This is a genomic window from Microvirga sp. (assembly GCF_014699075.1).
In the GTDB taxonomy this organism is placed as follows: domain Bacteria; phylum Pseudomonadota; class Alphaproteobacteria; order Rhizobiales; family Beijerinckiaceae; genus Microvirga.
Window position 1 is genome coordinate 117,472 of the sequence record NZ_JACXAB010000011.1, and the last position, 20,095, is coordinate 137,566.

The 20,095-nt window shown below is 63.7% G+C and carries 18 protein-coding genes, 1 tRNA gene and 1 rRNA gene; 10 read left to right on the forward strand and 10 right to left on the reverse strand.

Annotated elements, in window-relative coordinates; all coding sequences use genetic code 11:
* Positions 1-50 precede the first annotated feature (50 nt).
* Positions 51-1,280, forward strand: coding sequence for an MFS transporter (locus IC232_RS17095; RefSeq protein ID WP_190846181.1), 1,230 nt, complete (start codon positions 51-53; stop codon positions 1,278-1,280).
* Between the two features lie 3 nt (positions 1,281-1,283).
* On the opposite strand, the gene IC232_RS17100 is transcribed toward IC232_RS17095, so the two are convergent.
* Both IC232_RS17100 and IC232_RS17105 read right to left on the reverse strand, forming a co-directional pair.
* Complete coding sequence (locus IC232_RS17100) at positions 1,284-1,856, reverse strand: GNAT family N-acetyltransferase (RefSeq protein WP_190846182.1); 573 nt, start codon at positions 1,854-1,856, stop codon at positions 1,284-1,286.
* 183 nt (positions 1,857-2,039) lie between these two features.
* Positions 2,040-3,194 (reverse strand): type III PLP-dependent enzyme, encoded by a 1,155-nt coding sequence (locus IC232_RS17105; RefSeq protein WP_190846183.1) that lies wholly within the window; start codon positions 3,192-3,194, stop codon positions 2,040-2,042.
* 640 nt (positions 3,195-3,834) lie between these two features.
* On the opposite strand from IC232_RS17105, the gene IC232_RS17110 reads away from it, so the two are divergent.
* From IC232_RS17110 to IC232_RS17145, 8 genes are all read left to right on the forward strand, one after another.
* Complete coding sequence (locus IC232_RS17110) at positions 3,835-5,403, forward strand: glucan biosynthesis protein (protein WP_190846184.1); 1,569 nt, start codon at positions 3,835-3,837, stop codon at positions 5,401-5,403.
* A 195-nt stretch (positions 5,404-5,598) separates the two neighbouring features.
* Entirely contained in the window at positions 5,599-6,600 is a 1,002-nt protein-coding gene (locus IC232_RS17115) for an ABC transporter substrate-binding protein (RefSeq protein WP_190846185.1), read from the forward strand.
* Positions 6,601-6,639: 39 nt separating this feature from the next.
* Complete coding sequence (locus tag IC232_RS17120; RefSeq protein WP_190846186.1) at positions 6,640-7,419, forward strand: ABC transporter ATP-binding protein; 780 nt, start codon at positions 6,640-6,642, stop codon at positions 7,417-7,419.
* Positions 7,419-8,240, forward strand: coding sequence for an ABC transporter permease (locus IC232_RS17125; protein WP_190846187.1), 822 nt, complete (start codon positions 7,419-7,421; stop codon positions 8,238-8,240). Before IC232_RS17120 ends, IC232_RS17125 begins: the two co-directional genes overlap by 1 nt.
* A gap of 103 nt (positions 8,241-8,343) precedes the next feature.
* Positions 8,344-8,871 (forward strand): MarR family winged helix-turn-helix transcriptional regulator, encoded by a 528-nt coding sequence (locus IC232_RS17130; protein WP_190846188.1) that lies wholly within the window; start codon positions 8,344-8,346, stop codon positions 8,869-8,871.
* Between the two features lie 85 nt (positions 8,872-8,956).
* A complete protein-coding gene (locus IC232_RS17135; RefSeq protein ID WP_190846189.1) occupies positions 8,957-9,880 on the forward strand; it encodes a DMT family transporter in 924 nt (307 codons plus the stop codon).
* Positions 9,877-10,182, forward strand: coding sequence for a TfoX/Sxy family protein (locus IC232_RS17140; RefSeq protein WP_190846190.1), 306 nt, complete (start codon positions 9,877-9,879; stop codon positions 10,180-10,182). Before IC232_RS17135 ends, IC232_RS17140 begins: the two co-directional genes overlap by 4 nt.
* A 23-nt stretch (positions 10,183-10,205) precedes the next feature.
* Positions 10,206-11,177, forward strand: coding sequence for a 2-hydroxyacid dehydrogenase (locus IC232_RS17145; protein WP_190846191.1), 972 nt, complete (start codon positions 10,206-10,208; stop codon positions 11,175-11,177).
* 40 nt (positions 11,178-11,217) lie between these two features.
* On the opposite strand, the gene IC232_RS17150 is transcribed toward IC232_RS17145, so the two are convergent.
* From IC232_RS17150 to IC232_RS17160, 3 genes are all read right to left on the reverse strand, one after another.
* On the reverse strand, positions 11,218-11,541 hold the full coding sequence (locus IC232_RS17150) for a hypothetical protein (protein ID WP_190846192.1): 324 nt from the start codon (positions 11,539-11,541) through the stop codon (positions 11,218-11,220).
* Between the two features lie 183 nt (positions 11,542-11,724).
* Positions 11,725-12,468, reverse strand: a complete 744-nt coding sequence (locus tag IC232_RS17155; RefSeq protein ID WP_190846193.1) for an SDR family oxidoreductase — start codon at positions 12,466-12,468, stop codon at positions 11,725-11,727.
* Positions 12,469-12,486: 18 nt separating this feature from the next.
* The gene (locus IC232_RS17160) at positions 12,487-14,295 is read right to left on the reverse strand and encodes an IlvD/Edd family dehydratase (RefSeq protein WP_190846194.1); all 1,809 of its coding nucleotides are present in this window, start codon (positions 14,293-14,295) and stop codon (positions 12,487-12,489) included.
* Positions 14,296-14,525: 230 nt separating this feature from the next.
* Here IC232_RS17160 and IC232_RS17165 point away from each other — a divergent pair, with 230 nt between their 5' ends.
* Complete coding sequence (locus IC232_RS17165) at positions 14,526-15,125, forward strand: hypothetical protein (RefSeq protein WP_190846195.1); 600 nt, start codon at positions 14,526-14,528, stop codon at positions 15,123-15,125.
* A 5-nt stretch (positions 15,126-15,130) separates the two neighbouring features.
* On the opposite strand, the gene IC232_RS17170 is transcribed toward IC232_RS17165, so the two are convergent.
* From IC232_RS17170 to rrf, 5 genes are all read right to left on the reverse strand, one after another.
* Positions 15,131-15,976 carry a tellurite resistance TerB family protein gene (locus IC232_RS17170; RefSeq protein WP_190846196.1) on the reverse strand — a complete coding sequence of 282 codons (846 nt, stop codon included), beginning with the start codon at positions 15,974-15,976 and terminating at the stop codon, positions 15,131-15,133.
* Between the two features lie 103 nt (positions 15,977-16,079).
* Positions 16,080-18,251 carry a TRAP transporter permease gene (locus tag IC232_RS17175; protein ID WP_190846197.1) on the reverse strand — a complete coding sequence of 724 codons (2,172 nt, stop codon included), beginning with the start codon at positions 18,249-18,251 and terminating at the stop codon, positions 16,080-16,082.
* 76 nt (positions 18,252-18,327) lie between these two features.
* Positions 18,328-19,305 (reverse strand): TAXI family TRAP transporter solute-binding subunit, encoded by a 978-nt coding sequence (locus IC232_RS17180; protein ID WP_190846198.1) that lies wholly within the window; start codon positions 19,303-19,305, stop codon positions 18,328-18,330.
* A gap of 176 nt (positions 19,306-19,481) precedes the next feature.
* Positions 19,482-19,558 (reverse strand) — tRNA-Met (locus IC232_RS17185).
* Positions 19,559-19,706: 148 nt separating this feature from the next.
* Positions 19,707-19,823, reverse strand: a 5S ribosomal RNA gene (gene rrf / locus IC232_RS17190).
* Between the last annotated feature and the right edge of the window lie 272 nt (positions 19,824-20,095).

Here is a 20,095-nt window from a genome sequence, read left to right on the forward strand (position 1 = left end):
ACAAGGCTTCATGATGGCCGGCCTTGGCATCTTCTGGCTGACCGTAACTGATGAAATTTCACGACCTTCTCATGCGCCATGGGCGCGTGATCAGCCTGGGCTTCGCCCTGACCTTCCTGTCCTCCTTCGGCCAGACCTTCTTCATCTCTCTGTCGGGTCCCGACATCCGCAATGCCTTTGGGCTGACCCATGGCGCCTTTGGCTCCATCTATTCTTTGGCGACCCTGTCCTCGGGTCTGCTGATGATCTGGGTCGGCAGCGTCATCGACCGGGTCGATATCCGGCTTTACGCCACCACGGCCATGCTGGGCCTCGCGGCGGCAGCGCTCAGCCTGTCGCTGGCTCCCAACGTGATCGTGCTGGGCCTGAGCCTGTTCGCCCTGCGCCTCTTCGGCCAGGGCATGCTGAGCCATGCAGGTGTGATGAGCACTGCCCGCCTCGACGAAGGTGTACGCGGAAGAGCGCTCGGCGTCGCGGCCCTGGGCTTCCCGGCGGGCGAAGCACTCTTTCCGGCTGCTGCCATCACGCTGATTGCAGCTGTCGACTGGACCGGCACCTGGCGCATCGCCGCCTTTGCCATCATCGTGGCCCTTGGGCTCGGCTGGCTCGCCGGGCTGCTCATCGGACGCAAGAATCCAGACCTCGGCGCCGCCGCGCGCAAGAAGATTGCCGGCGAAGCGGGGCCGCGCTGGAGCGACACCTTGCGCGACTGGCGCTTTCTCGCGCTCATTCCCACCATGATCGGCTACCCGGCCATCATGACGGCCTATTTCTTCCACCAGCGCTTCATTGCCGAAGTGAAGGGCTGGTCTTTGGAGCTTCTGGCAAGCAGCATCACGCTCTTCGCCCTGGTCTCCGTGGTCGTCGCCATGTCGGCGGGCAGCTTCGTGGACCGATTCGGAGCGGTGCGGCTCAGCCACTTCTATCTCGCCGGCATGACGGCAGCGTCGCTCACGCTCGCGTTGTTCGACGCACCGTTCCTGCCGCTCGTGTTCTTCGGGTTGATCGGCCTCACCTCGGGCTGCACCAACGTGGTGATCGCAGCCGTTCTGGCGGAACTGTTCGGCACCACGCATTTGGGCAAGATCCGCGCGCTTGCGGGCGCCATCATGGTGGTGGCATCAGCCGCAACTCCCGGCGCCATCGGCGTGCTGTTCGATGCCGGAATTAGCCTGGAGGCAATCTGCCTCGGCTTTGCCGCCTACATGACCGCAGCCGCCGCCATCACTTTCGTGCTGCCGAACCCGAGGGCCGCACGGTTGCGGCCCTCGGAAGGGTAAGGCTTACTGGGTTAGGTGCATGCCGTTCCAGGCACCTTGCGCGGCAGCGGCCACGAGAGCGCCGAGATCGGGCTTCTGCTCGAATGCGCCCGTCGCGGAAACGAGACCGCGTGCATTGTCGAGAGAGCCCTGTTCAAGCTCCAGCGCGAGAAAACGGTCGCGCTCGTAAGGACCGGGCAGCCACAGCGAGCCGGTCTTCTGCGTGGAGAAGCCGAAGCGCTCGTAATAGGGCGCATCGCCCACCAGCAGCACCGCCTTGTGGCCCAACCGGCCTGCACGCTTGAGCGCCTCGCGCATGAGCTTGCCGCCGAGACCGAGGCTCTGCACGGACGGATCGATGGCGATGGGGCCGAGCATCAGGGCGGAGCGGTTCGGACCGGCCGAGACATGCCACAGGCGCACCGTGCCGATGATCTCGCCATCGCGGTCGATGACCAGCGACAGGCCGTCGGCCGGCAGCCTGCCCTCGCGCAGGCGCTCGCAGGTCTTCTGGAACCGTGCAGGTCCGAAGCAGGCATCGAGCAACGCCTCGCGCGCGTCGACATCGTGGAAGGTTTCTTCGCGAATCGTGATCATGGCCGTGGCCTCCCAATACGTGGGGTGAGCGACAGCCCTCGCACCGGCTCGCAGCATCGGACGCAAAAGTGGATACCGGTTTTGTGGTTATCCGATGCGTCCTTAAAGCCTTAAGCCGGCCGTCCGGGACAACTTCTTTGAGGTTGGTGCCTGCCCCATTTCGCGGGACAGGCGGGACGTGAGTTAGATCACGTAGGACTTCAGCGGCGGGAAGCCGTTGAACGCGACCGCCGAGTAGGTGGTCGTGTAGGCGCCCGTGCCTTCGATCAGCACCTTGTCGCCGATCTCCAACGAGACAGGGAGCGGATAAGGCTCCTTCTCGTAGAGCACGTCGGCCGAGTCGCAGGTCGGACCGGCGAGCACGCACGGCACCTTGCGGTCGTGGTCGCGCTCGCTGAGGATCGGGTAGCGGATCGACTCGTCCATCGTCTCGGCGAGACCGCCGAACTTGCCGATGTCGAGATAGACCCAACGCACCTCGTCCTCGTCCTGGCTCTTCTTCGAGATCAGGACGACCTCTGCCTCGATCATGCCGGCGTTGCCGACCATGCCGCGACCCGGCTCGATGATCGTCTCCGGGATGCGGTTGCCGAAGTGCTTCGACAGCGCCCGGAAGATCGACTCGCCATAGGCTTCGACCATCGGGACCGTCTTCAGGTACTTCGTCGGGAAACCGCCGCCGAGGTTGACCATCGACAGGTGGATGCCGCGATGCGCGCATTCACGGAAGATCGCGGAAGCCGAACCCAGAGCCTGATCCCAGGCCTCCGTGTTGCGCTGCTGCGAGCCCACGTGGAACGACACGCCGTAAGCCTCGAGGCCCTGACGATAGGCATGCTCCAGCACGTCCACGGCCATCTCGGGCACGCAGCCGAACTTGCGGGAGAGCGGCCACTCGGCGCCGGCGCCATCGCACAGGATGCGGCAGAACACCTTCACGTCAGAGGCCTCAATGCCAGCCGTCTCTGCAGCGCGGGCGATCTTCTCGACCTCGACCTCGCAATCGACCGCATAGAGGCGCACGCCAAGCTCGAGCGCACGAACGATGTCGCGCTCCTTCTTGATCGTGTTGCCGAACGAGATGCGGTCGGGCGTGGCGCCGGCATCCAGCGCAAGCTGGATCTCGACCACGGAGGCCGTGTCGAAGCACGAGCCGAGCTCGGCCAGGAGCTTGAGCACCTGCGGCTCCGGATTCGCCTTCACGGCGTAGAACACACGCGTGTCGGGGAGCGCACGGGCAAACTTCGAGTAGTTGTCGCGCACGACCTCAAGGTCGACGACCACGCACGGGCCATCCTCACGTCGGTTGCGCAGAAATTCACGGATGCGCTGAGTCATGGCGCTCTCCCCACCAAAGGTTCAATGGAGGTCTTGTGGAGCCTCCGGATTGAAATTCAGACGATCAGGGTTTCCTGCCGTCCGGCGTCAGCGAGGGAAGATGGCATCCCGCTTCGTGCGATGGAGACACGACAAGCGCGATGGGCTCTTCACCCGGAGATGCTGCCTTGGATTGGATGGGGATACTCCATCCGCACGCCTGGCAATGATAAACAAGCCTCTTCGGTGTTGACCTTTGGAGGGCCAACGAGACCAAAAAAGCCCGTTCGTCGTTGCTTTAAGTCGCGTCCCCCGTTGAGAACGAGGTGCGCCGGTTTTCGCCTCCGGCTGCCGGTTAGGGGTATCGAGAGCTAGAGCGCTCTCGGGCGGCTGTCCGGCCTCTTGTCCGGATGCCCACCAACCGACACACGACCACAGGCACGTGCGAAATTGGGCAAGCGGGAGATAAGCATATTCGCCCCGGACCACAAGAGTTTTTGACGCCCTCCGGGGAATTTTTTTAACCCTGCTGGGAGCTGTGTCTTGCCCGCATCACCATTCAGCCTCCATTAAGCGGCCGAGCTACACGGATGAGGGGTAAAGCCCCATATCCCGGGCTCCAGAGCCCCGCCTTTTCCAAGACGAGAACCGCTCCACCGCCATGATGAACCTGTCCCGCCGCACTCTCCTGCAAAGCCTGCTCGCAGCCACGGCGCTGTCCGCATCAAGCCAAGCTTCAGCGCAGCAGCAGAATGGAGTGCCGCAGCCCAACCCGTTCCGCTACGAGGATGTGGTGCGCCGGGCGCGGGAGCTGTCGATGGCTCCTTTCGAGGCACCGCCCTCCCAGCTGCCGGAGCCCCTGAACCGGCTCAGCTTCGACGATTACCGCGACATCCGCTTTCGGCCTGACCGGGCCCTGCTCGCCTCGGGCAATGGGCCGTTCCGGATGCAGCTCTTCCATCTCGGCTTCCTCTACCCGCGTCCGGTGACGGTGAACATCATCCGCGACGGCGTGCCGAATCCGGTGCCCTACCAGCGGGAGCTGTTCGATTACGGCCGCAACAAGATCGAGCGGCCCCTCCCCGTCAATCTCGGCTTTGCCGGCTTCCGGCTGCACTACCCGCTCAACGACCCGAAGGTGATGGACGAGCTCATCGCCTTCCTGGGCGCGAGCTATTTCCGCTTCCTCGGAGTCGACCAGAAATACGGGCTCTCGGCCCGGGGGCTTGCGATCAACGTGGAGGGCGGCCAGGCGGAGGAGTTCCCGCATTTCCGCGAGTTCTGGGTCGAGATGCCGAAGCCCAACGACGACCGTGCGGTGATCTTCGCCCTTCTCGACAGCCCGTCGGTCGCCGGAGCCTACCGGTTCGACATCTATCCGTCGAAGGAAACGACGATCGACGTCACGGCCACGCTCTTCCCGCGCCAGCCTCTCACCAATGTGGGCCTGGCTCCCCTCACCTCCATGTATTTCGGAGGCGAGAACGACCGGAAGCCCACTGATGATTTCCGGTTGGAGCTGCACGATTCGGATGGCCTTCTCATCCATTCGGGCGCCGGCGAATGGATCTGGCGCCCCATCCGCAATCCCGCCAAGAAGACGATCTCGTCCTTCAGCGACAACAATCCGCGCGGTTTCGGCCTGATGCAGCGCGACCGGGTGTTCGAGCACTATCAGGATCTGGAGGCGCACTACCACCAGCGGCCTGGCTACTGGGTCGAGCCCGTCGGGCAATGGGGCGAGGGTTGGGTCGAGCTGGTCGAGATTCCGACCGCGGACGAGACCCAGGACAACATCGTCGCCTATTGGCAGCCGAATCGGCCCTACGAGCCGGGTCAGGAGGTCGTGATCTCCTATCGTCTGCGGGCTGCGGCCGCGATCGGCGCCATGCACCCGGGCGGCAAGGCGGTGAACACCTTCCAGACGCCGCCGCGCGCCAGCGGGTCGAACGCGCCGAGCGACCCCCGGCATCGCCGCTTCATCGTCGATTTCGCGGGAGGCAACCTGCCCTATTACCTCAGCGCTCCGGATCAGGTGCAGCTGGTCCCCTCCACGTCCACGGGCCAGATCACCAACACCTTCCTCATGCCCAACCCTCACATCGAAGGCTTCCGCGCCGCTATCGACGTGCGGCTGGAGCCGGGCCAGTCGACGGATTTGCGCGCCTTCCTGCGGGCCGGCAACCGGGCCCTGACCGAGACCTGGACTTACCCCTGGTTCGTGGAGTGATTCCCTCGGTGTCATTCCCGGCCGGAGCGTAGCGGAGGGGAAGGGAATCCATAGTACTGAGCGTGTGAGTGGATCCCCTTCCCTCGCTTCGCTCGCCGGGGATGACAACCACCCTTGCCAAGCACAGCTGAACCGCGCAGAAGCTGTGCCTCGGAAAGCTGGCCGTTGACCTTGCCCAGCGGAAGGTGGGTGCCGATGAACCTGAACGCCTGGATCATGGGAGCGCTTGCAGCCTGCTGGAGCGGGAACGCCCTGGCGCAGCCGCTCACCGAGGTGACCTTCGGCACCAACTGGCTCGCGCAAGGCGAACACGGCGGCTACTACCAGGCGCTCGCCGACGGCACTTACGAGAAGTATGGCTTGAAGGTCACCATCGTGCCGGGCGGCCCGCGCGCTAGCAACCGCATGCTCATGACCGTCGGCAAGCTCGACTTCTATATGGGCGGCAGCATGATCCAGGCCTTCTCGGCGGTGGAGAAGGATATTCCCACCGTCGTGGTGGCGGCCCATTTCCAGAAGGAGCCACAGGTGCTCATGAGCCATCCCGGCCAGGGGCTCGACACCTTCGCGGATCTGAAGACATCCAACGACATCCTGCTCTCCAAGGATGCGGCCGCCACCTTCTTCCAGTGGATGAAGGCCGAGCACGGCTTCAGGGACGAGCAGGTGAAGCCCTATGGCTTCAATCCTGCTCCCTTCATCGCCAACAGGCGAGCGGTGCAGCAGGGCTATGTCACCTCCGAGCCTCTCACCATCGAGAAGGCCGCAGGCTTCAAGCCCAACGTGTTCCTGCTCGCCGATCACGGCTTCAGCACCTATTCCACCACGGTCGAGACGCGCCGCGAGGTGGTGGAGAAGAACCCCGATCTCGTGCAGCGCTTCGTCGATGCCTCGACCATCGGCTGGTACACTTATCTCTATGGTGACAACACGAAAGCCAGGGAGCTCATCAAGCGCGACAACCCGGAGATGAGCGACGAGCTGCTAGTCTATTCCCACGCCAAGATGAAGGAATACGGCATCGTCGATTCCGGCGACGCGCAGACCCTCGGCATCGGCGCCATGACGGATGCGCGCATGAAAGACTTCTTCGACAAGATGGTGAAGGCCGGCCTCTTCAAACCGGATCTCGACTACCGCAAAGCCTATACGCTCCAGTTCGTGAACAAGAGCGTGGGCTTGAGCTTGAGAAAGTAGAGGAGTGCGGCGTCGGCTCACACGGCGCTGCCGCATCTCATGAACGCGCCCACATCCACGCTCGTTTCCCTGCATGGCGTCAGCAAGGTCTTCACTAACGGCGTGACGGCGCTGTCCGGCTTCGGTCTCGATATACGCACGGGCGAGTTCTTGTCGCTCCTCGGCCCCTCCGGCTGCGGAAAATCGACGGTGCTGCGCCTCATCGCCGGACTGGCCGAACCGACCGCAGGGCACGTGACATGGCCGGGCTCCGCTCATGAGGATCACCGCAGCGAGATCGGTTTCGTATTTCAGGAGCCGACCCTGATGCCCTGGGCGAATGTGGCGGATAATGTCTGGCTGCCGCTGCGCCTGCGCGGCCTGTCGCGGCGGGACGCGCAGGAGCGCATCGCCGAGAGTCTCGCCCTCGTCGGCCTGCAGGATTTCGCGAAGGCCTATCCGCGTGAACTCTCTGGCGGCATGAAGATGCGCGTGTCGATCGCGCGCGCGCTCTCCCTGAAGCCGCGCCTGCTGCTGATGGACGAACCCTTCGCGGCCCTCGACGAGATCACGCGCTTCAAACTGAACGACGATCTTCTCAAGCTTCAGAACGAACTGCGTAGCACGATCATGTTCGTGACGCACTCGGTCTATGAGAGCGCCTATCTGTCGAGCCGCATCGCGGTCATGTCCCCGCGTCCCGGACGTATCCTTGCGGAGGTCGCCGGCGAGACGCCAGGGCCACGCACACGAGATTTCCGCACGAGCCCCCGCTATGCGTTCCTGTGCGGAAAAATCTCGCAGATCCTGCTGGAGCAGGATGCGGAGGAGCGCGCCTAATGGCAGCATCCTCCAATCCCTTGAGGCTTGTCCTGCCCCTTCTGATCTTTGCGGCGGCGATCGGAGCCTGGGAAGCCGCCGTGCGCCTGCAAGCCATCCCGCCCTACATCCTGCCGGCTCCGAGCCTCATCGGCACGACCATGGTGGCCGACTGGCCGCTCCTGCAGGCCTCATTACTGACGACCCTGAAGACGACGCTTCTCGGCCTCGCCCTGGCCGTGCTCGGCGGCGTTTTCCTGGGGGTCGTCTTGAGCCTGTCGCGAATCGTGGAATACTCGCTCTATCCGTTCGCGGTCGTGCTGCAGGTCACGCCGGTCATCGCCATCGCGCCGCTGCTCCTGATCTACCTGCCGCAGGACGTGGCGGTTCTCGCCTGCGCCTGGCTCGTTGCCTTCTTTCCGGTCCTCTCGAACACGATGCTTGGCCTCCAATCGGTCGACCGCAACCTGATGGACCTGTTCGCGCTCTACGGCGCGCCTGCATCCCGCAAGCCCTTTGCGCGCCTCCGATCACAGCTCAAGGCCCTGTGGTATCTGCGCTGCCCGGCCGCCCTGCCGGCTTTCCTCGCGGGATTGCGGATCGCCGGCGGGCTCTCGCTCATCGGCGCCGTGGTGGCCGAGATGGCGGCGGGCTCAGCCGGTGCGGGCTCGGGACTGGCCTATCGCATCATCGAGAGCCAGTACCGCCTCAACATCCCGCGGCTCTTTGCGGCTCTCGTTCTTCTCGCGGCTGCCGGAATCGTTCTCTATCTCCTCTTGGCCGGCATCAGCCATCTTCTGCTGCGCCGGTGGCACGAAAGCGCTCTCGGGCACGAGGGGTGAGGCAAGAATTTCCTTAGCCTGTTAATAATGTGCCGGCTTGTCATCGTACCGTCATGAGACGGGGTCATGGTATCAAAGGCAACGCTTCCAGCAGCGAGGAACCATGAATACCGACAACAAGCATCCGAGCATCAAAAGCGTCGGATGGGCTCTGGTTCAAGCCTCGCGCCTGCATCGGAGCCGTACGGGCGACAAGCTCTCCGAGCTCGGCCTCTTCGCCGGCCAGGAGCAGGTGCTGCAGGCGCTGGGCACGTCCGGTCCCATGACCATGGGCGAACTGGCCGCCATCCTGCGAGTGCGGCCGCCGACGGCATCCAAGACCGTGTCGCGCCTGTCCGCCCTCAAGCTGGTGGAGCGCCACACGGAGCCCGGCGACGCCCGGGTCGTGCGCGTAAAGCTCACCAAGGAGGGCAAGCGCAAGGCCGCCGCCATCGACGACCTCTGGAACGAGGTCGAGGGCGAGCTGCTCCAGGGCTTCGACAACAAGGACCGCAAGCGCCTGCGCAAGCTCCTGCGCCGGGCCGCCAAGAACCTTGCCGGGCTCACGGGAGCCGACCAGACCGGCTTCGACACGGATGATGAGGTCGAAGGCCTGGAAGTCAGCGAACCGGAACTCGCGGCAACGGCCTGACAAGACACCAGCCCTGTATGCGGAGCACGAGGGGCGTGCGCTGTGGGTATTCGCATCGGGAAGAAGCTGCAGCTAGCATCTCCCGATGGCCGATATCGTTTCCACGTCCCTCACCAAACCAGTGTCCCAGCGCCGGAACCGCATGATCGGCATCGGCCTCATGTGCGCGGCACTGTTCTGCTTCTCCTGCCTTGATGCCACGGCTAAATGGGTGAACCAATCCGTCGATCCCATGGTGACGGTGTGGGCCCGCTACATGTCGGCGGCCCTGCTCACGTTCATGGTCATCAACCCGCGCACCCAGCCGGGAGCGCTCAGGACCCGCCGCCTCCCCCTCCAACTCCTCCGCTCCTTCCTGCTCCTCGCCTCGACCCTGTGCAATTTCCTCGCCCTGAAATACCTGCAGCTGGTCGAGACCCAGTCCATCATCTTCGCGACGCCTCTGCTCGTGGCGCTGCTGGCAGCCCCCATCCTGGGGGAGCGCATCGGCTGGCAGCGGCTGACCGCCATCGGCGTCGGCTTTGTCGGGATCCTCGTGATCACGCGGCCGGGCCTCGGCACCATGCATCCCGCAGCCCTTCTGTCGCTCGCCGGCTCCGTGGCTTATGCCTTCTACAACATCGTGACCCGGATGCTCGCCTCGAGCGATTCGATTGCCACCACGACGCTGTATTCGAGCGTCGCCGGCATCGTCCTCGTGACGCCCGCCCTGCCCTGGATCTGGTCCACGCCCTCCTCGCCGCTCGTCTGGTTTCTTCTGGCCACAACGGGCTTCTATGGCGCCTTCGGCCATTGGCTCCTCGTTCTCGCCCATGCCCGGGCGCCGGCGGCGATCCTGGCGCCCTTCATCTACAGCCAGATCATCTGGATGCTCGCCCTGGGGTACATCCTGTTCGGCGACTGGCCCGATGCTTGGACCTTCGTCGGGGCTGGAATCGTGATCGCATCGGGGCTCTACTTGCTCTCCCGCGAACGCGCGAAACGAAACCAGCCGGAGACGTCTTCATGAGCGATGCCCGCGTCGATACCCTGCCAGGAATCGGCCCCGTCACGCAGGGCTGGCTGAAGGAGGCTGGCATCCGGACCGAGGGCGAACTCCGCTCCATCGGCGCCGTCGAGGCCTATCGCCGCCTCAAGTTCATGGTGCCCCGCCAGGTCAACCTCAACGCTCTCTATGCCCTGGAGGCGGCCCTGCGCGGTTGCCATTGGCTCGACCTGCCCCAGGATGTGAAGACCTCGCTCCAGCAGCAGGCCAGGACCATGGACGAGGCCCTGCGCCGCGGTGCCGCCGCACGCTGCGCCATCCCCTGACCCAGACAACAACAGGACACCCCATGAGCCGCACCGACATCCTCATGACAGCCCCGATGATGCCGATCGTCATCGAGACGCTGGAGAAAGCCTGCACGCTGCACCGCCTGTGGGAGCAGACCGACCAGGAGGCGTTTCTGAAGGAGGTCGGGCCGCGCATCCGCGGCGTTGCCACCAGCACCCTCTACGGCCGCCTCGAGGCCTCGCTCCTCGACCGGCTGCCGAACGTGGAGATCATCTCAAGCTTCGGCGTGGGCTACGACAACGTGGATGCGGTGGAAGCCGGAAAACGCGGCATCGTGGTCACCAACACGCCAGGCGTGCTCGACGACGAGGTGGCCGACCTCACCCTCGGCCTGCTGCTCGCGACCTTGCGCAAGATCCCGCAGGCCGACCGCTACCTGCGCGAGGGGCAATGGCTGAAAGCCTCCTTTCCGCTCTCCACTACCCTACGTGACCGCAAGGTCGGCATCGTCGGGCTCGGGCGCATCGGCAAGGCCATCGCACGGCGCCTCGCGGGTTTCGATGTGAGCATCGCCTATCACGGGCGCACGCAGCAGGACGACGTGGCTTACGCCTATCACCCGACTGTCGTGGGGCTCGCGGAAGCCTGCGACGTGCTCATCGTCATCACGCCCGGGGGCGCCGCGACCCGCCATCTGATCAATGCGGATGTGCTGAAGGCTCTCGGCCCAAACGGGGTGCTGATCAACGTGGCGCGCGGCACCGTCGTGGACGAGCAGGCGCTGATCGAGGCTCTCAGGTCCGGGACGATTCTGAGCGCAGGCCTCGACGTCTACGAGGATGAGCCGCGCGTGCCGCAGGAACTGATCGACATGGAGCACGTGGTGCTCCTGCCCCACATCGCGTCCGCGTCGGTCCATACCCGCAACGCCATGGGCAAGCTCGTGGCCGACAACATCGTCTCGTGGGTCGAAGGCAAGGGACCGCTGACGCCGGTGCCGGAGACGCCTTACAAGGCACAGGTGGCTTGAGGAGCGCTTGCTCTATCAAGCTATGATTGGGAACAGGGCTCTAGAGAGACTTACGTTCTCCTAAAGCCCTGTACTTGGTCATACCTCGACCAAGTATCATAAAATTCACTGCGATGAGGAGAACGCTGACAAAGCCTTTAACAGCAACATCGGGAGGCATGCCTGGCGATCCCCTTCGTCTGCGATAGCGGCGTCCGCCGCCATATGGCCATGTGAGGAACAGCGGATTGACCAGCATGAGCAGCGGCCAGAATAGAGCGCCGAAAAACCCCATGATGATGGATCCGGCAATGCCCCTTTTCGAGAAGATGTAAGCCGACCAGCTCCCATTGATTCCTGCCGGTACGCCATAGGCGAGAAACAAGAACGCACGCCGTGTGATCAGCTGTCGATCATCCGAGGGCGTATTCCGACTCGTGATCAGCTGCTGCTTGTTCTGGGGCTCTGGAGGCGCCATCGCATTCCTGACCTGTCAATCCAAGGAATACAGTTACATCAATTCAGCGCCTCGTCTAGCGTCCCACATGCGGCGCTAGGTGCTTGCTTCTCAGAGCGCGAACCCACCATCGACCAGATGAATATGCCCGGTCGTGTAGCTGGCCTCGTCCGATGCGAGATACACGGCGAGCGCCGCCACCTCTTCGGCCGTACCGAGCCTGCCCATGGGCTGCCGGTCGACGAAGGCTTGACGCACAACATCCACACTCTGGCCGGTGCTCTCGGCCTGAGCGGCGATTCGCTCGTCGAGCGACGGCGACTGGATCGTGCCCGGGCAGATGGCATTGGCCCGGACGCCGCGCTTGATGAAATCGGCCGCCACGGCCTTGGTGAGGCCGATCACCGCCGCCTTGGTCGTGCCGTAGACATAGCGGTTGGGAATGCCGCGCACCGAGGACGCGCCGGACGCGATGTTGACGATCGAGCCGCGGCCCTTCTCCAGCATGCCCGGCAGCACCGCACGAATCGTGCGGTGCATGGACCTCACGTTCAGATCGAAGGAGAAGTCCCAGTCCTTGTCGGAGCATTCGAGGATCGTGCCGTGATGCACGAACCCCGCCGCATTGACGAGGATGTCGAAGGATCCGGCCTCTGTGACGAGCTGTTCGACCCCTGCGTTCGAGAGCACGTCGAGCCTGCGCTTTTCTGCGCCCTCGAGGCCTTCCAGCTTCGCCACATCGAGATCCGTCGCCCAGAGAGTCGCGCCTTCACGGAGGAAAGCCTCCGCAATGGCGCGTCCGATGCCCTGCCCGGCCGCCGTGACGAGGGCGGTCTTTCCTTGAAGCCTGTTCATGACTGCCCTCGCTGCTGGCTAGTGATTGTCGCGCGGCACGCCGAAGGTCTGCGCAACCTTCTGGTACTTCACGGCGGGCTTCAGGGTCATGCCCTCGGAGAGCTGGTCGACCATGGAGCGCTGGATCTCCTGCCAGGGCGTCTGGCTCGCCGGATAGGCATAGCCGCCCCGGGCTTCGAGATCGGCGCGGCGCTTCTCCAGCTCTTCCGGCGACAGGAGAATGTCGGCGGTGCGCTTGTTGAGATCGATGCGGATGCGGTCGCCCGACTGCAGCAGCGCCAACCCGCCGCCCACGGCAGCCTCCGGCGATGCATTGAGGATCGACGGCGTGCCGGATGTGCCGGACTGGCGGCCATCGCCGATGCAGGGCAGCGAGAGAACACCGCGTTTGATCAGTGCGCCCGGCGGCTGCATGTTCACCACTTCCGCGGCGCCCGGATAGCCCACAGGACCAGCGCCGCGCATGATCAGGATCGTGTGCTCATCGATGTTGAGCGACGCATCGTCGATGCGGTGATGGTAATCCTCCGGGCCGTCGAACACCACGACGCGGCCCTCGAAGGCGTTCGGATCCTTCGGGTTGTTGAGATAACGCTCCTGGAATTCCGGGCTGATCACGCTCGTCTTCATGATCGCGGAATCGAACAGCGTGCCCTTCAGGTTCAGGAAGCCTGCCTTCTCCTTCAACGGATTGTCGTAGGAGCGGATCACGTCGTGGTCCCAGGTGTGCTTGCCGCGGCAGTTCTCGCCGATGGTGGTGCCGGTGCAGGTGATCGCATCCTCGTGGATCTTGCCCGCGCCGATCAGCTCCGCGAGCACGGCCGGCAAGCCGCCCGCGCGATAATACTCTTCGCCGAGATATTCGCCCGCAGGCTGCACGTTCACGAGCAGCGGGATCTCGAAACCGATGCGCTCCCAATCGTCGCAATCGAGCGGGACGCCGATATGCTTGGCGATCGCATTGATGTGGACCGGCGCATTGGTGGAGCCGCCGATGGCCGCATTGGCCACGATGGCGTTCTCGAACGCCTCGCGGGTCATGATGTCGGAGGGCTTCAGGTCTTCCCACACCATGTCGACGATGCGGCGGCCCGTCTCATAGGCCATCTGACCGCGTTCACGGTAAGGCGCAGGCACCGCCGCCGAACCCGGCAGGGACATGCCGAGCGCCTCGGCCAATGCATTCATCGTCGAGGCCGTGCCCATGGTGTTGCAATGGCCGACGGATGGCGCCGACGAGCCGACGATGTCGATGAACTGCTGGTAATCGATGTCGCCTGCCGCATGACGCTCGCGCGCCTTCCACACGATGGTGCCGGAGCCGGTGCGCTCACCCTGGTGCCAGCCGTTCAGCATTGGCCCGACATTGAGCGAGATCGCAGGAATGTTCACCGTCGCCGCTGCCATCAGGCAAGCCGGCATGGTCTTGTCGCAGCCGGTGAGCAGGACGACGCCGTCAAGCGGATAGCCGTAGAGCACCTCGACGAGGGAGAGATAGGCGAGGTTTCGGTCGAGGCAGGCGGTCGGGCGCTTGCCGGTCTCCTGAATCGGATGGCACGGGAACTCGAAGGCGACGCCGCCGGCCGCCGTGATGCCGTCGCGCACGCGCTTGGCGAGATCCAGGTGGTGCCGGTTGCAGGGCGACAGATCAGACCCGGTCTGTGCGATGCCGATGATCGGCTTCTTGCCCTGCAGCTCCTTGCCCGTGAGGCCGAAGTTCAGGTAGCGCTCCAGATACAGCGCGGTCATGCCCGGATTGTCCGGATTGTCGAACCAGAGCCGTGAGCGAAGCTGATCGGGAGTACGACGGTGAGGCCTCTCAGCCATTCTTGATGTCCTTTTGGATCGGTGACCGAATTGACGGGTATTTGATCCGGAGCGGCGGCCGAGATCAACCATCCCTTTGACAAAAGTCGTCCTCGCCTCACGAGAAACTTCCCGTCAAGCCTTTCCGAGGAGGTCCCGCATCCTCTTCTGGCAGGCGACGACTTGTTATGCTATTGCAAGTCTCAATGGCTTCGCGTTTGGAGCCCCCTACTCCGCTCCATGAAAAAACGATGCTTCGACTTGCCCTCCTCCTGATCATCTCGGCCAAGCTTGCCGGTCCGGCCTATGCCGACGACTGTCCCAACGCCCAGACGGCGAAGCTCGGCTTTATCCTGGAGCGCCAGGGCACGAGAGCCGAAGTTCGGCCTTCGTCAGATAATTTTGTCCACGTGGTGAATTCCTATCCCGGCGGGAAGACACAGAATGTGATCTACTACCGGGGCTTCTTCCCCATAAGCCGCTTTGATGACACGGCCCGCAGCATCAACATTCCCGTGTCCGACATACGCACGGTCTTTCCGCTTGAGCTGAAAGCCCGCCGTGCCCTCACCTATGCGCCGGCTCAGCCCGACAAGGTGGGGGCCCTGATTTCGCTCGAGCTGACGGTCACAGGCCAGGAGCAGATGCAGCTCGGCACCTGCTCTTACAATGTGCTGATCGTTCGCAACCGCTACCTCAACGCAACAGGCAAGGTCACGTCCGAGCACACGGATCTCTACTCGCCTGAGCTCGGCTTCATTCTGGCCAAGCGCTATGACGAAAGAGGCGGAGCACAGAGCACCATGAAGTACCAGAGCATCAAGCCCTTGGGGAAAACCGCGCCGCTATAGGCGCCTCAGCTCAGCGCGCCTGCCGTGTTGTCGATCTGGGATCTCACAACCGAATCGAGATCGAGCGCCTCGGCCAGCTGGTTCAGGAACTCGCGCTCCTGGATCGTGTCGGGATCGATGGCGATTCTGGCGGCCGAGTACACCTGAGCGGCCTTTTCCGGATCATTCACATTGGCGGCAAGCTCGTCCACGTCGGCGGGAGAGGCCATCTCGGTATCGAGCCAACGGGTGGCATCCGGATCGATGCCTGCCTCCATCAGTCCCTTGGTGATTCGCGACCGCTCCGCATCGTCGATCTGCCCGTCGGCCGCCGCAGCCGCCACCATGGTGCGCAGGAAGAGGAGCGCATCATCCTCGGTCTGCGACACCGGATGGAAGCGCGAGGTTTCCGGCACGCTGAGGGCCGACTCCGCGACCCCTTCGTCCGGCTGGGATGCAGGCGTCTCCACCGCAGCAGCCTGTACTCCGCCCATGGTCGGGATGGCCGTGGCACCTGCCCCGCCGGCGATGCCTTTGACCGATTGCTGGTTCTGATAGGCCTTGTAGGCTAGGCCGCCGATCACCGCGAGACCACCGAGCTTGACCAGATTGCCCGTCAGCTTGCTCTTCTTGCGCCCCCTGAACAGGAGACCGGCCAAGCCGACGAGAGCCGTCTGGGTCAGGCCCGGATGCTGGGTGGCGAAATCCTTGGCCTTCTGCAGGAGCTGATCGGGCGACTGACCGGTGACCTGGGTTACGCTCCTCTCGACCTGCTGCCGCACGCCTCCTTGAGCCGGTTGCCCCGGATTCTGCTGATCGGGGCGGCCGATGGCTCCGATGAATGCATCCAACAGTTTCCGGTAATCGACCATGCGGCCCTCCTGCGATCATTGAACCAAGCCAAGAACAACGGGAGCGCCGCCGAATGGTTCAGGTTCTCCAAAGAGCAAGGGTACGCAGCAACGCCCGTCACCTTCAGGCGGGCTTCGGCACAATGGCTGTTCGAGCCTTGAGGATCTGGGACACGACGACCGGAGCCGCCATGGCAAGGCCGATCAGGGTTGTTTCCGGATCGGGAGCAATAATGGGCAGAGCCGCCAGGCCGATGAGCCAGCGCTCCCAGGTCCGCATCACAGTGAGCCCAAAACCGGCAAAGGCTGCCGACAGGAACATGATGCCGATGACGGCGCCGCCTGTGACGAAGAAGAAACCGGGCCACGTGAACTCGGGCGTGACGATCAGCATGGCGGGACCGTAGACGAAGACGAACGGCACCAGCACCTTGCCGAGCCCGAGGCGGAAAGCCGTGTTGCCGGTCTTGAACGGATCGGCCCCCGCCATGCTGGCACCCGCATAGGCCGCCAGCGCCACCGGAGGCGTGATGTCGGCGAGCACCCCGTAATAGAACACGAAGAAATGCGCCACGAGCGGCTGGACGCCGAGAAGACCGAGCGCCGGCGCCGCGACCGTCACCATGATGATGTAGTTCGCCGTCGTCGGCACGCCGCAGCCCAGCAGGATGCAGACGATGGCCGTCATCAGCAGGGTGAAGAACAGCGTCATGGCGTTCAGGTCGGCAAGGCCAGCCGGCACCAGATCCATGAACCCTTGCGCCAATTGAGCCGCAAACGACGTGACGATGAAGGAGATCTTGAAGCCTACCCCCGTGAGCGTGACGATGCCGACGATGATGCCGACCGTGGCCGCGGCCGCGCCCACGCCGATGGCGTATTTCGCCCCCACCACGAAGGCGTCGATCAGGTCGAACACCACCGCCTTGCCGGCTTCGCTCCTGAGATAGGTATAGACGAGGAGCGCCAGCACGAACGCGAGCACCAGTCCCACGAAGATGAGCTGCGTGAGCACGCCTAGGGCGATGCCTGCAATGACGGCAGCGAGGAAGCCAAGGGTGATAGCTGGCACCCGCGAGGCGCCGACGACGAGGCAGGCGGTGATGCCCCAGAAGGCCGCGAGATAAGGCGTAAATCCGGAGAACAGCACGATCAGCAGAACCGCCAGCGGCATGATCGTCTGCCATCCCTCACGGATGACCTTGGCAGCGTTCGGCAGTTCCTCCGCCGGCAAGCCCTTCAGGCCGGCGCGCTTGGCCTCGAGATGGACCTGCATGAACACACCGAAGAAATGCATGCACGCCGGCACGATCGCGGCCAGGATCACGGTCTGGTAGGAAACGTTGAGGAACTCGACCATCAGGAACGCGGCCGCGCCCATGATCGGCGGCGTGATCTGACCGCCGGTGGAAGCCGCCGATTCGACGGCCGCCGCGAAATGGCGCTGGTAGCCAACCCGGATCATGGCCGGGATCGTCAGCGAACCCACCGTCACGGTGTTGGCGATGGAGGAGCCGGAGATCATCCCGAACAGGGCGGAGCCGAAGATCGAGACCTTCGCGGGCCCGCCCGCAAAGCGTCCCGCGACAACGGTGGCGAGATCGATGAACAGCTTGCCCAGCCCCACCCGCGTCGCCAGCACACCGAAGAGCACATAGTGGAAGACGTAAGTGGCAACAACTCCCAGGGCGATGCCATAGATGCCCTGGCTCGTCAGGTAGAGGTGGTTGACGATGTTGGACCACGACGCGCCGGGATGCTGCAGAATGCCCGGCATGGACGGCCCGAAATACGCATAGAGCATCACGAAGATCGAGATGACCGGCAGCGGCCAGCCGACCGAGCGGCGCGTTGCCTCCAGCAGCACGACAATCAGGATCGTGCCCATGACCACGTCGGTCGTTGACGGATTGCCGACGCGGAACGCCAGCTCGTTGAAAATCCATGGAACGTAGAGGCTGGCGACGGCTGCCGCGATGGTGAGCCCCCAATCGACAAGGGAAATGCTGCCCGGCCGCCACCAGTTCGACGGGGCGATCCGCTCATAATCCTTCTTCGAGGCCGAGAAGACGAGGAAGATCAGGCCGAGCACAAAGGCCATGTGGATGCCGCGATGGGTCGCCTCGCGCAGCAATCCGAAGCCCGCCGTGTAGTAGTGGAAGAACGAGAGGGCGAGAAGCAGGCCCGCGACAAGCCATGCGGTCCCCGTCGGCAAGGGCCTGAAGCGCATCTCTGGATCGAACTTCTCCTCGAGGCTGCGGCTCTCGATGATCATGTCGGCGGGGGTGGCGGTCATGGCATTCTCGCAGGGAAAAAACAAAGCGCCTCCCGCGGCGGCTGTCGCGGGAGGCTGGAAATTAGGCTGTCGTCGGTCAGCTCTTGAGGAGACCGGCTTCCTTGTAGAAGCGCTCTGCGCCCGGATGCACCGGGATGCCGGCGCCGGCGAGCGCGCTTTCCTTGCGGATCAGCTTGCCCTTGGCATGTCCGGCATCCAGCGCGCCGCGGGTCTTGTCGCTCCACAGGCCTTTCACAACATCGTAGACAACAGCCTCCGGGACTTTCGCCGAAGTGATCCACTGGGCCCCCACCGCGAGCGTCTTGACCGCGCCGACATCCTTGTAGGTGCCGCCCGGGATCTCGTCGGCTGCGAAGAAGCTGTACTGCTTGCGGATCGCGTCAGCCTCGGCTCCCGACAATGGCACGATCTCAACGCCTCCGCCCGTCGCGGCGAGTTCCGTGATGGCGCTCGTGGGATAGCCGCCGACGAAGAAGAAAGCGTCGAGGCCACCGTCGCGCATGCGCTCCGCTGCCTGGTTGGGCTTCAGGAAGTCGGCCTTCACGTCCGTCTCCTTCAATCCCCAGCCGGAGAGGATGATCCGGGCGTCGACCAGCGTGCCCGAGCCCGGCTCGTCGAGGGAGACGCGCTTGCCCTTGAGATCGGCCACGGATTTGATGTTGGCGGACTTCGCCGCCACGAGGTGAATGCTTTCAGGATACAGATTGGCAAGAAGTCGGAGATCCTCCATCTTGCCTTTGCCTTCGAACAGGCCCGTTCCGCTATAGGCCCAATAGGCCACATCAGCCTGACTGAAGCCGGATTCGAGAGCCCCCGAGGCGATGGAGTTCACATTGGCCACTGAGCCATTGGAAGCCTGGGCCGTCAGGACGAGGCGAGGCGGATTGGATATGGCATTGGCGATTAGCCCGCCGACCGGGTAGTACGTACCGGCCGTCCCACCCGTGCCAATACGGAAGAAAGCCGGTGCCTGGGCGAAAGCGCTCCGGCCCAGAGCCACTGCAGCACCCAGTCCGAGGCCCGTCTTGGCCAAGTCGCGGCGTGTCATTGTCATGAACATGTACTCCCCTCGTGAAGGATAGACCGTTTCTGATACGGCTCTGCCCCACTCTAGCGGGAATTCTGTCTTCGTCTACGGCTCTGGTGGGGGCCGTTTTCCCTGTTTCTGATTGACTGGTGCTCGACAAGCAAAAACCCCTGGCGCTTGGTGCGTCCAGGGGTTTTGTGTGTTGGTTGCGGGGACAGGATTTGAACCTGTGACCTTCAGGTTATGAGCCTGACGAGCTACCGGGCTGCTCCACCCCGCGTCAATGATGGCCTTCAAAGCAGGCTTTGAAGGCGAACTCTGCAGCTGCAAGCGGTCGCTTACAAATGCAAACGCGGCGCCCTTGATGAAGAAGCGCCGCGAGATGCGTTGAGATTGTAAAGAGGCTTGTTTGTGTTTGTCCTTGGCAGGCCCGGCAATGACCTACTCTCCCGGGTCTTGAGACACAGTACCATCGGCGCTGAGGAGTTTAACGGCCGAGTTCGAGATGGGATCGGGTTCTTTAGCTCCTCGCTCAAATCACCGGACCGGCGAAGGACAAACAGCAGGCAAGGGGGCCAGGGGCCCCACCCGGAACTTTGCAGCTCCAAGGTCAAAGGTCTTTCTTGTCAAAGTTGGCGCCCCCCGGAACCGTCAGGTTCCGCAAGGCCGACCGGCCGCCGCCGATCATTCGGCGAACAGCCAAGGGAACGGACGTTCCCGCCGGCGTCTGAGGCCAACTTAAAAATGATCACGGACAGTGATCATGAGAGCAATCAAGCCAATCGAGCGATTAGTACCAGTCAGCTCAACGCGTCAC